The organism is Klebsiella sp. JB_Kp031 (genome assembly GCF_040064295.1).
In the GTDB taxonomy this organism is placed as follows: domain Bacteria; phylum Pseudomonadota; class Gammaproteobacteria; order Enterobacterales; family Enterobacteriaceae; genus Klebsiella; species Klebsiella quasipneumoniae.
In genome coordinates this window covers 110,878-121,240 of record NZ_JBEAJW010000029.1, presented here as the reverse complement: position 1 = coordinate 121,240, position 10,363 = coordinate 110,878, and the positions used below count along the sequence as shown (strand labels likewise).

The window sequence follows — 10,363 nt, the reverse complement described above, 5'->3', positions numbered from 1 at the left end:
AGTACTCGGCTACGAACCGAGCGGTCGGAGGTTCGAATCCTCCCGGATGCACCATATTCTCCTTAGTAACAGCAACATTGTTGTTATCTGGTTTGCGAAACCATCGTAAGTGCCAGGAGAGTAACCCCGCAGTAAAATAGCTTTTCCGATGCATCCGTAGCTCAGCTGGATAGAGTACTCGGCTACGAACCGAGCGGTCGGAGGTTCGAATCCTCCCGGATGCACCATATTCTCCTTAATAACAGCGACGATGTTGTTTTATGGTCTGCGAAATCATCGCCAGCACCAGGGAGGATAACGTTGCGTAAGCAACGGCCCGAAGGGTGAGGCGAAGCCGAATCATCCTCCCGGATGTACCATATTCTCCTCAGTAGCAACGACGATGTTGTTACATAGGCTGCGAAATTATCGCAGCACCCGTTCTGAATGCATCATCTTCACTCTTCTCTCACCATCCCGATAACCGCGTTTTCCATCGCCAGTTTAATCCTGACTTTTTTATTGGCAAGCCGCGCTTTCCACTATAATTTATCCTTGTATATCAGCGTTATCAGGCTGAGATAAATGCAAGGAGAGAAATCCATGAAATGGTTCAAAGCAATACCTGCTTTTTGCGCAACGCTGCTGGTGGCGACTGCCCTCGCTGGCTGTGCGGGATCGGCTACAAAGGAGAGTACGGGCGGCTATATTGACGATACCGTGGTGACCACCAAGGTGAAAACGGCGCTCTTTAACGATAAAGACATCAAGTCCTCTGAAATCAGCGTCCAGACCTTTAAAGGCCGCGTCCAACTGAGTGGATTTGTCTCCTCCGCGGAAAGCGCTAAACGGGCGGTGGAAGTCACCCGTCGGGTGCAGGGCGTGCGAATGGTCGAAAACGATCTGCGTATTAAATAAGGCCGCCTATCCGGTCTGATGCCTGAAGGCGCCTGTGGGCGCCTTTGTCGTCTGCGCCGCTGGCCGCGACAACGACCGGCTTTTGCGTTACAGTAACCATTCATTAACCGGTTGGTGAGAAGACGATGTACGAAGGTTACGCAGGACTGATCTTTGATATGGATGGCACTATCCTCGATACCGAGCCGACCCATCGTCAGGCATGGAATGAGGTGCTGGGCCGCTACGGTATGCGTTTCGACGAACAGGCGATGGTTGCCCTCAATGGCTCACCGACCTGGCGGATTGCCCAGGCGATTATTGAACTCAACCAGGCGGATCTCGATCCACATCGCCTGGCGCAGGAAAAAACCCTGGCCGTTAAGGCGATGCTGCTGGACAGCGTACGTCCATTGCCGCTGATCGAGGTGGTCAAGGCGTGGCACGGCCGTCGCCCGATGTCGGTCGGCACCGGTAGCGAAAGCGCCGTCGCCGAAGCGCTGCTGGCGCACCTGGGCCTGCGTCATTACTTCTCCGCGGTGGTGGCGGCCGATCATGTGGTCAACCATAAACCCGCGCCCGATACCTTCCTGCTGTGCGCCGAGCGCATGGGCGTCGCGCCGGAAAAATGCGTGGTCTTCGAAGATGCCGACTTTGGTCTGCAGGCGGCGAAGCGCGCGGGAATGGACGCTGTAGACGTGCGTTTGCTGTGAGCGATGCGCTGTCACTCCTCTCGCTGTTTGCCAGTAGCTTTTTAAGCGCCACGCTACTTCCCGGCAATTCGGAGGTTGTGCTGGTGGCTATGCTACTTGCGGGGGTCAGTCATCCGTGGTGGTTAGTGTTAATAGCAACAATCGGCAATAGCCTTGGAGGGGTAACTAACGTTATTCTGGGGCGCTTGTTTCCGCTGCGCAAAACCTCGCGCTGGCAGGAGCGGGCGGCCGGCTGGCTTAAGCGCTACGGCGCGGTCACGCTGTTACTGAGCTGGGCGCCGGTTGTCGGCGATTTACTGTGTTTGCTGGCGGGATGGATGCGCATTTCCTGGGGACCGGTACTCTTTTTCTTATGCCTTGGTAAGGCGCTGCGCTATATCGCTATTGCGGCAGCGACGCTTCAGGGCATGACGTGGTGGCACTAATTGGACTGACAGTTCATCCATTACAATTATGCTTATTCAAACGATTTCGACAGGCGGGAGGTCAAATTGATCCCGGACGTATCACAGGCGCTGGCCTGGCTGGAAAAACATCCGCAGGCTCTGCAGGGTATTCAACGTGGTCTGGAGCGGGAAACGCTGCGCGTGAACGCAGACGGTACGCTGGCGACGACCGGTCACCCTCTGGCGTTAGGCTCAGCGCTGACGCATAAATGGATTACCACCGATTTTGCCGAAGCTTTACTCGAGTTTATTACGCCGGTGGACGGCGATATTGAGCATATGCTGACCTTTATGCGCGATGTCCATCGCTATACCGCGCGTCAGATCGGTGATGAGCGGATGTGGCCGCTGAGCATGCCTTGCTATATCGCCCCCGGTCAGGATATTGAGCTGGCGCAGTACGGTACCTCTAACGTGGGGCGTCTGAAAACGCTGTATCGCGAGGGGCTGAAGAACCGCTACGGCGCGCTGATGCAGACTATCTCCGGCGTGCACTATAACTTCTCCCTACCGATGGCCTTCTGGCAGGCTAAATGTGGTGTGGAAGACGCTGAGAGTGGTAAAGAGGCCATTTCGGCGGGCTATTTCCGCTCAATTCGTAACTACTATCGCTTTGGCTGGGTGATCCCCTATCTGTTTGGCGCCTCGCCGGCGATTTGCGCTTCGTTCCTGCAAGGAAAGCCGACGACGCTGCCCTTTGAGGAGACGGGCAACGGCATGTATTACTTGCCGTACGCCACCTCGCTGCGCCTCAGCGACCTTGGTTATACCAATAAGTCGCAAAGCAATCTCGGAATTACGTTTAACGATCTGCACGAGTATGTGGCAGGATTGAAGCGCGCGATTAAAACGCCGTCGGAAGAGTACGCCAAAATCGGGCTGGAAAAAGACGGTAAGTATCTGCAGATCAACAGCAATATCCTGCAGATTGAAAACGAACTCTATGCGCCGATCCGCCCGAAACGCGTCACCCGTCGGGGCGAAACCCCGTCCGATGCGCTGTTGCGCGGTGGTATTGAGTATATCGAAGTGCGTTCGCTGGATATCAATCCGTTCTCGCCGATCGGCGTTGACGCCCAGCAGGTGCGTTTCCTCGACCTGTTTATGGTCTGGTGCGCGCTGGCCGACGCGCCGGAGATGAGCAGCGATGAGCTGCTGTGCACCCGCACCAACTGGAATCGGGTGATTCTGGAAGGGCGTAAGCCGGGCTTAACGTTGGGCATCGGCTGCGAAAGCGCGCAGTTCCCGCTGGCGCAGGTGGGTAAAGATCTGTTCCGCGATTTACGCCGTGTAGCGCAGACGCTGGACAGCATTCACGGCGGCGAGGCCTATCAACAGGTCTGCGATGAGCTGCTGGCCTGTTTTGACGATCCGGAATTAACCTTCTCAGCCCGCATTCTGCGTTCTATGATTGAAGAAGGGATTGGTGGAACCGGCCGTGCGCTGGCCGATCGTTACCGGACCCAGCTGCGTGAAGAGCCGCTGGAGATCCTGAGCGAAGAAGATTTCATCGCCGAGCGTGACGCGTCGGTGGCGCGACAGAAGAAAATAGAAGCGGAAGACAGCGAGCCGTTTGAGGCGCTGTTGGCGCGGCACGCGTAGCGGTCGAAGCGCTGGAAAAGAAAAAGGCCACATCACTGTGGCCAAACTTTCATCTCTGATTCAGGGATGATGATGATAATAAATGCGCGTCTTTCATATACTGAGACTCGCGGCTGAACAAAGAGTTCATTTTATTTTAAAAAAATTCACTCCCGGAGGTGACGAATGCCGTTGTTAGATAGTTTCACAGTCGACCATACCCGAATGGAAGCCCCAGCGGTGCGTGTCGCGAAGAAAATGAACACGCCGCATGGCGATGAAATCACCGTATTCGATCTGCGCTTCTGCGTGCCGAACCAGGAAGTGATGCCGGAGCGCGGTATCCACACCCTCGAGCACCTGTTCGCCGGCTTTATGCGCGATCACCTGAACGGGAATGGCGTGGAAATTATCGACATTTCGCCGATGGGCTGCCGCACCGGGTTCTATATGAGCCTGATTGGTACGCCGGACGAGCAGCGCGTCGCCGACGCCTGGAAAGCGGCGATGGCCGACGTGCTGAAGGTGAAAGATCAGAACCAGATCCCGGAGCTGAACGTCTACCAGTGCGGGACCTACACCATGCACTCGCTGGAAGAGGCGCAGGAGATCGCTCGTCATATCATCGAGCGCGATGTGCGCATCAACAGCAACGACGAACTGGCGTTGCCGAAAGAAAAACTGCAGGAACTGCACATCTAGTGCTTCCGCCGCGGCCCGACGCCTGTCGCCGGGCCGCTTTCCCGACGCCGCCATGACGACGACCACCACCTTCTCCTTTCAGCACCGCCCGCTGGTGCCCTTTGCCCATGATTATGCTCACGGTGACCAGGAAGACTGGCATCAGCATGACTGCGCCCAGCTGCTGCATATTTTAAGCGGCGTGGTGCGGGTGGCGACGCCGGCAGGCTACTGGGTGGTGCCGCCCGGACGCGGCGTCTGGCTGCCGGCGGGAACGCCGCACGCGCTGCGCATGACCGGCAACGTGGCGGCGCGAACGCTGTTTATCGATCCGCTGGCGCGCGCCGATCTTCCGGCGGGCTGCCAGATCGTACAGATCACGCCCCTGCTGCGGGAACTGATTGTCTCCTCCCTGGCGCTGGCCGAGCGTTATGCCCCCGCCAGCCGCGACGAACGGATTTATGAGCTGATCCTCGATGAGATCCGCGGGATGGCGATCCTGCCGTTTGGCCTGCCGGAGCCGCAAAGCGAAACGCTGCGCCGGCTGTGCCAGCAGGTGCGCGAGGCGCCGGGCGACGTCTGGAGCAGCAGCCAGGCGGCGAAGGCGTGCAGCATGAGCGAGCGAACCCTGAACCGCCATTTTCAGCAGCAGACTAGCCTGACGTGGCGCGAGTGGGTGCGCCGGGCGAAGCTAATGGAAGCGCTGATTCGCCTGGCGCAGGGCCACTCCGTGCTGCGGGTGGCGCTGGAGCTGGGCTACGGCAGCCACAGCGCCTTCAGCGCCATGTTTCGTCGGGTGATGGGCGTCGCCCCCAGCGACTATTTTCGTCCCCCGGCCTGATCGGCGGCGCTGAGCGCATTGCACAGCGCCTGCAGCGAGGCGCGCGCCACGTCATTATCGATACCCACGCCCCAGTAGCTTTCTCCTTGCGGAAAAACGCAGCGGATATAGGCCACCGACCGGCTGTCGCTGCGCGCGCCGAGGGTATGCTCATGATAGTCCTTGATCATAAACGGTTGCCGAAACAGCGCGCTGAGGCCGCTGGCTGCGGCGGAGAGCAGGCCGTTGCCCTGGCCCTGCAGGCGTCGGGTTTCGCCGTGGTGACGCAGCGTTGCCTGCAGGGAAAGCTGGCCATCCTGCTGGCTGGCGCTCTGATAATCGACCAGCGTCAGCGCAGACTGCGTCTGCAGCCCGTAGCGCGTGCGGAACAGCTGCCACAGCGCATGGTGGGTCATCTCTTTGCCGTCGCTATCGGTGACCTGCTGAACGTGCTGGCTGAAGTCCTGCTGCAGCCCGCGGGGCAGCTTCAGGCCATGATTTTGTTCGATAAGCCAGGCGCTGCCGCTTTTCCCCGACTGGCTGTTGACGCGGATCACCGCCTCATAGCTGCAGCCAATATCCTGCGGGTCAATCGGCAGATAGGGCATCCGCCACGGGTCGCCAGGCTGACGGGCATCAAATCCTTTTTTGATCGCATCCTGATGAGAGCCGGAGAAGGCGGTGTAAGCCAGACTTCCCGCCCACGGGTGGCGCGGGTGAACGGGGATCTGATTGCAGTTTTCCACCACTTCCACCACCCGGTTCATCTGCTCGAAGCGAAGCTCAGGGTCGATGCCCTGGCTGTAGAGATTCATCGCCAGCGTCACCAGACAGACATTGCCGGTGCGTTCGCCGTTGCCAAACAGGCAGCCTTCCACCCGGTCGGCACCGGCCATCACCGCCAGCTCGGCGCTGGCGACGCCGGTGCCGCGGTCATTGTGCGGATGCACGCTGATGCAGACTTCGCCGCGGCGGGAGAAGTGGCGGCAAAAATATTCGATCTGATCGGCATAGACATTCGGGGTGTTGACTTCCACCGTCGCCGGCAGATTGACGATCATCGGTCGCTCGGCGCAGGGCTGCCAGACATCCGCCACCGCTTCGCAAATCTCAAGCGCAAACTCGGGCTCGGTGAAGCAGAAGGTTTCCGGCGAATATTCATATTGCCAGCGGGTCTCCGGCTGCTGTTCGCACTGCTGACGGATAAGCCGGGTGGCGCGGGTCGCGAGGGCGATCACCTCGGCCTTGTCCATGCCGAAAACCAGCTCGCGGAACAGCGGCGCGGTGGCATTGTAGAGGTGGACGGTGGCCCGGCGGGCGCCGCGCAGCGCCTCAAAGGTGCGCAGGATCAGCGGGTCTCGCGCCTGGGTCAGCACCTGGATAGTGACATCCTCCGGGATGCGCTGTTCGTCAATCAGCTGGCGGACAAAGTTGAAGTCGGTTTGTGAAGCGGAAGGGAAGGCGACCTCAATCTCTTTAAAGCCGCACTCCAGCAGCAGATCCCAGAACTGCAGTTTGCGGGCGCTGTCCATGGGCTCGGCCAGCGCCTGGTTGCCGTCGCGCAGGTCAGTCGACAGCCAGCGTGGGGCGTGGCTGATTTGCCGGTCAGGCCAGCGGCGGTCGGGAAGGGCGATCGGCGGATAGGGACGGTACTTTTCAGCAGGATGGCTCAGCATAGTGTTCTCCTTAATGGTCTGCCTTTATCCTGCCCGAGCGCCGGCGGGCGGGCTTTCGCAAACGAGACAGAAACTAGCGAGAACTGGACAACCTGAAGGTGTAAAAAAGGGACCCGCAGGTCCCTTAATGTGAGGCTTAGTGCGCGCCGCCGCCGCCGCCGCCGGCGCTGAACGGGGGTCTGGCGAACCATACCAGTCCCAACAGCAGGATGAAAATGGCCGCTGAGATCCAGAAGATTTCGTTGGCGGAGATAATCAGCCCCTGGTTGGTTATCTGCTGTGCTATCCAGCCGGACGCCTGTTGCTGCGTCATTCCCATCCCCTGCAGCTGATCGTAGATCTGCTGCGCGTTGGGGTTGAACGGCGTCACCGATTCGGTGAGCTGCGCATGGTGCAGCGCCTCGCGGTTGGTCCACAGGGTGGTGGTGATCGAGGTACCGATGGAGCCAGCAAGGGTACGGGTGAAGTTCGACAAGCTCGACGCCGCCGCCAGCCGCTCCGGCGGCAGGCCGGAAAGGGTGATGGTGGTCAACGGCATGAAGAAGCAGGCCACCGCGAAGCCCTGGATAAACTGCGGCCACGCCGAGGCGCCAAAGTCCATCCCCGGTTCGAAGGTCCAGGCGCGCCAGTAGAAGCAGACGGCGTACATGATAAAGCTGAAGGTGACCAGCCGCCGCATATCGAGCTTATGCGCAAAGCGGCCGATAATCGGCGACAGAATGACCGGGATCACCCCCACCGGCGCTGACGCCAGGCCGGCCCAGGTCGCAGTGTAGCCGTAGACCTCCTGCAACAGCTGCGGCAGCAGCACGATGGCCCCGAAGTAGAGCATGTAGGCCAGGCTGATGCAGAGGCAGCCGATGGTGAAGTTGCGCGACTTAAACAGCGACAGATCGACAATCGGGTTATCGTCGGTCAGCTCCCAGACGATCAGGAAGCTTATCGCCACCACCGCCACGATGGTCAGAATGATAATTTCATTGGAGGAGAACCAGTCCAGCTCTTTGCCCCGGTCCAGCATCACCTGCAGACTACCGATACCGATGATAAGCAGCGCCAGGCCGACGCCGTCGATACGCCGCTGTTCGGTTTTGGTTTCCCGGTTGCGCAGGGTCTGCAGGGTCATCAGCACCACCGCCACGCCAATGGGCACGTTGATAAAGAAGATCCATCCCCAGTGGTAGTTATCGCTGATATAGCCGCCGAGGATCGGGCCGCAGATGGGAGCGACGATCACCGTCATCGACCACAGCGCCAGGGCGATAGAGCGTTTCGCCGGCGGATAGTTGCTGAGCAACAGACTTTGCGACAGCGGGATCAGCGGCCCGGCAACAATCCCCTGAATGACGCGGAAGAAGATCAGCATCGTCAGGCTGTTGGAGACGCCGCAGGCCCAGGAGGCGATGGCGAAAGCGGTGGTGGACCACAGGAACAGCTTCACCTCGCCCACGCGCTTGGCCAGCCATCCGGTGATCGGAATGGAGATGGCGTTAGCGACCCCGAACGAAGTGATGACCCAGGTCCCCTGGCTCAGCGATGAGCCAAGGTTACCGGCGATGGTCGGGATCGCCACGTTGGCGATAGTGGAATCCAGCACCTGCATGAACGTCGCGAGCGACAGCGCAATGGTCATGATGACCAGCTGCGCGCCTTCCAGCGGTTTTTGCTGTTGCATTACACTCACCCCGAATTATCCGGCGTTGGCCTGAATGATCTCGTCTATCAGCTTATTGACCGGATCGAGAGCGATTTCGCGGGCGTTGCTCTCGTAGACCGGGGAGCTCCGCACCTGGCTTGCCAGCATTTCGCCATCGCGATCGGTGGTGTTAACTTCTACCAACGTCGAGAGGCCGATGCGCAGCGGGTGTTCCGCCAGCTGTTTTTCATCCAGTTCGATGCGGACCGGCAGACGCTGTACCACTTTGATCCAGTTACCGGTGGCGTTCTGCGCCGGCAGCAGGGAGAAGGCGCTCCCGGTCCCCATATCCAGACCAACCACCTTGCCGGTGTATTTCACGTCATCGCCATAGATGTCGCTGATGACCGTGGCCGGCTGGCCAATGCGCATATGCGCCAGCTGGGTCTCTTTAAAGTTAGCGTCGATCCACAGGTTAGTTGCCGGAACCACCGCCATCAGCGGCGTGGTGGTGCCGATCTGCGCGCCAGGCTGTACCGAGCGACGGGAAACGTAGCCGCTAATCGGGCTGACGATCTGCGTACGCTGCAGGGCCAGCCAGGCGTTACGCACTTCGGTCGCCGCCTGCAGCACCGCCGGCTGCTGTTCGAGTTTGGTACCCAGCACGATCGCCTGGTTGGCGTTGTACTGCTGGATGGCCACGTCAAGCTCGGCCTGCGCGCTGGCGACGGTGTCGCGGGCGTGCTGCAGCTCTTCGCGGCCGATGAGGTTCGCCGCGCCCAGCGGGATACGGCGGTTCAGGTCAGCCTGCGCCTGGGCGAGGGCGGTCTTTTTGACGTCAATATTCGCCTGCAGCTGCTTGCTGTTGATCATCTGCTGACGGGTTTGACGCACGCTGGCGGCCAGCTGCGTCTTGGCTTTCTCAAACGCCTGTTGGGCATCGGTCTGATCGAGGGTGACCAGCGGATCGCCTTTCTGCACGTAGTCCGTGTTGTCAGCCCAGACTTTGGTCACGCTGCCCGAGACCTGGGCCATAATTTGTACCTGGTTCCCTGCCACGTAGGCATCGTCGGTCTCTTCGTAGTGACGCAGTACCAGAAACCAGTAAATCCCATATGCCACGGCAATAATAATGAAGAGCAATGTCAGCAACAGAAGGGCGCCTTTACGCTTCCCTTTTTTGCTGCCTGGTTGCTGCGGGGTTTGGCTCTCCGCATTTGCGCTCATGTTATTCTCCACGATCTTATTATTTCACATCGGCTGAGCCGACCTGTTTATCAGAAAGGCCAGCAGAGATCTGCTGGCCTGGCTGTTTTCCTTGCAACGTAAAAATGGGCTGAGCGACGCCGCCCTTAGCGTAGAGAGTCCGCCAGCACGCCTTCTTCTTCCATCTGGTCAAGGCGGCTCAGGAGTTTGCGGGTAATATGTTCGAGCTGATCTTTTTCGCTGGTGCTGAGTGAAGACCACAGCTGATGCAGGCAGTTATGCTGCGGCGGCAGGACTTCACGCAAAAACTGATGGCCCTTTTCGGTCAGCTGCAGATGCAGACAGCGACGATCGTTATCGCTCTCGCGGCGTTCAATCCAGCCGCGTTTTTCCAGTTCATCAGCGATACGGGTGGCGTTGGTACGCGACGAGCCCAGCGCACAGCTCAGCTCGGACGGCTGAATGCTGTGGTTTTCCTGCGACTCCAGCGTAATCAGCGCCATAAATAATGTCTCGTTAATTCCCTGCGCTTTGAGCATTTTATTGCGATTTTCCAGCAGCTTACCTTGCATATGCATGCAAAGACGAGTTAACAGAATCTCCTGGAACGGGAAATCTTCATGGCGGCTGGCGCGGAACTTGAGCATTTGCTCAATGGGAGTAAACGAACTATCCATTTGGGTATGACCTCATTAATTACAGCCGATATAATAACTATTGTGACAAAT

The 10,363-nt window shown here is 58.9% G+C and carries 10 protein-coding genes and 1 tRNA gene; 7 read left to right on the top strand and 4 right to left on the bottom strand.

Annotation, left to right across the window (positions count from 1 at the left end; all coding sequences use genetic code 11):
• Positions 1–150 precede the first annotated feature (150 nt).
• The 7 genes from ABLV64_RS13855 (at position 151) to ABLV64_RS13825 (ending at position 5,138) form a co-directional block, all read left to right on the top strand.
• A tRNA-Arg gene (locus ABLV64_RS13855) sits at positions 151–227 on the top strand.
• A 355-nt stretch (positions 228–582) separates the two neighbouring features.
• Positions 583–897, top strand: coding sequence for a BON domain-containing protein (locus ABLV64_RS13850; protein ID WP_004205689.1), 315 nt, complete (start codon positions 583–585; stop codon positions 895–897).
• A gap of 125 nt (positions 898–1,022) precedes the next feature.
• Complete coding sequence (yqaB, locus tag ABLV64_RS13845) at positions 1,023–1,589, top strand: fructose-1-phosphate/6-phosphogluconate phosphatase (RefSeq protein WP_004205690.1); 567 nt, start codon at positions 1,023–1,025, stop codon at positions 1,587–1,589.
• Positions 1,586–2,014, top strand: coding sequence for a YqaA family protein (locus ABLV64_RS13840; protein WP_023318976.1), 429 nt, complete (start codon positions 1,586–1,588; stop codon positions 2,012–2,014). Before yqaB ends, ABLV64_RS13840 begins: the two co-directional genes overlap by 4 nt.
• 66 nt (positions 2,015–2,080) lie before the next feature.
• Entirely contained in the window at positions 2,081–3,637 is a 1,557-nt protein-coding gene (gshA, locus tag ABLV64_RS13835; RefSeq protein WP_200982318.1) for a glutamate--cysteine ligase, read from the top strand.
• A gap of 165 nt (positions 3,638–3,802) precedes the next feature.
• A complete protein-coding gene (luxS, locus tag ABLV64_RS13830) occupies positions 3,803–4,318 on the top strand; it encodes an S-ribosylhomocysteine lyase (protein WP_004205694.1) in 516 nt (171 codons plus the stop codon).
• A 52-nt stretch (positions 4,319–4,370) separates the two neighbouring features.
• Positions 4,371–5,138: a helix-turn-helix transcriptional regulator gene (locus ABLV64_RS13825; protein ID WP_032456498.1), complete on the top strand. Its 768-nt coding sequence runs from the start codon at positions 4,371–4,373 to the stop codon at positions 5,136–5,138.
• Here the strand turns inward: ABLV64_RS13825 and leuA are convergent.
• The 4 genes from leuA to mprA all read right to left on the bottom strand — a co-directional run bounded on the left by leuA (position 5,117) and on the right by mprA (position 10,312).
• The gene (leuA, locus tag ABLV64_RS13820; protein WP_017901451.1) at positions 5,117–6,793 is read right to left on the bottom strand and encodes a 2-isopropylmalate synthase; all 1,677 of its coding nucleotides are present in this window, start codon (positions 6,791–6,793) and stop codon (positions 5,117–5,119) included. The genes ABLV64_RS13825 and leuA overlap by 22 nt on opposite strands.
• Positions 6,794–6,929: 136 nt before the next feature.
• Positions 6,930–8,468: a multidrug efflux MFS transporter permease subunit EmrB gene (gene emrB, locus ABLV64_RS13815; RefSeq protein WP_002914342.1), complete on the bottom strand. Its 1,539-nt coding sequence runs from the start codon at positions 8,466–8,468 to the stop codon at positions 6,930–6,932.
• A 15-nt stretch (positions 8,469–8,483) separates the two neighbouring features.
• Positions 8,484–9,656, bottom strand: a complete 1,173-nt coding sequence (emrA, locus tag ABLV64_RS13810) for a multidrug efflux MFS transporter periplasmic adaptor subunit EmrA (protein ID WP_004205697.1) — start codon at positions 9,654–9,656, stop codon at positions 8,484–8,486.
• Between the two features lie 125 nt (positions 9,657–9,781).
• Positions 9,782–10,312, bottom strand: a complete 531-nt coding sequence (gene mprA / locus ABLV64_RS13805; RefSeq protein ID WP_002914337.1) for a transcriptional repressor MprA — start codon at positions 10,310–10,312, stop codon at positions 9,782–9,784.
• Positions 10,313–10,363: the final 51 nt, after the last annotated feature.

What these genes read in the sequence shown, in the direction of transcription:
- luxS (WP_004205694.1), top strand. Translation starts at nt 3,803, where the DNA reads ATGCCGTTGTTAGATAGTTTCACAGTCGACCATACCCGAATGGAAGCC.
- leuA (WP_017901451.1), bottom strand. Translation starts at nt 6,793, where the DNA reads ATGCTGAGCCATCCTGCTGAAAAGTACCGTCCCTATCCGCCGATCGCC.
- emrB (WP_002914342.1), bottom strand. Translation starts at nt 8,468, where the DNA reads ATGCAACAGCAAAAACCGCTGGAAGGCGCGCAGCTGGTCATCATGACC.
- yqaB (WP_004205690.1), top strand. Translation starts at nt 1,023, where the DNA reads ATGTACGAAGGTTACGCAGGACTGATCTTTGATATGGATGGCACTATC.
- ABLV64_RS13825 (WP_032456498.1), top strand. Translation starts at nt 4,371, where the DNA reads ATGACGACGACCACCACCTTCTCCTTTCAGCACCGCCCGCTGGTGCCC.
- emrA (WP_004205697.1), bottom strand. Translation starts at nt 9,656, where the DNA reads ATGAGCGCAAATGCGGAGAGCCAAACCCCGCAGCAACCAGGCAGCAAA.
- mprA (WP_002914337.1), bottom strand. Translation starts at nt 10,312, where the DNA reads ATGGATAGTTCGTTTACTCCCATTGAGCAAATGCTCAAGTTCCGCGCC.
- ABLV64_RS13850 (WP_004205689.1), top strand. Translation starts at nt 583, where the DNA reads ATGAAATGGTTCAAAGCAATACCTGCTTTTTGCGCAACGCTGCTGGTG.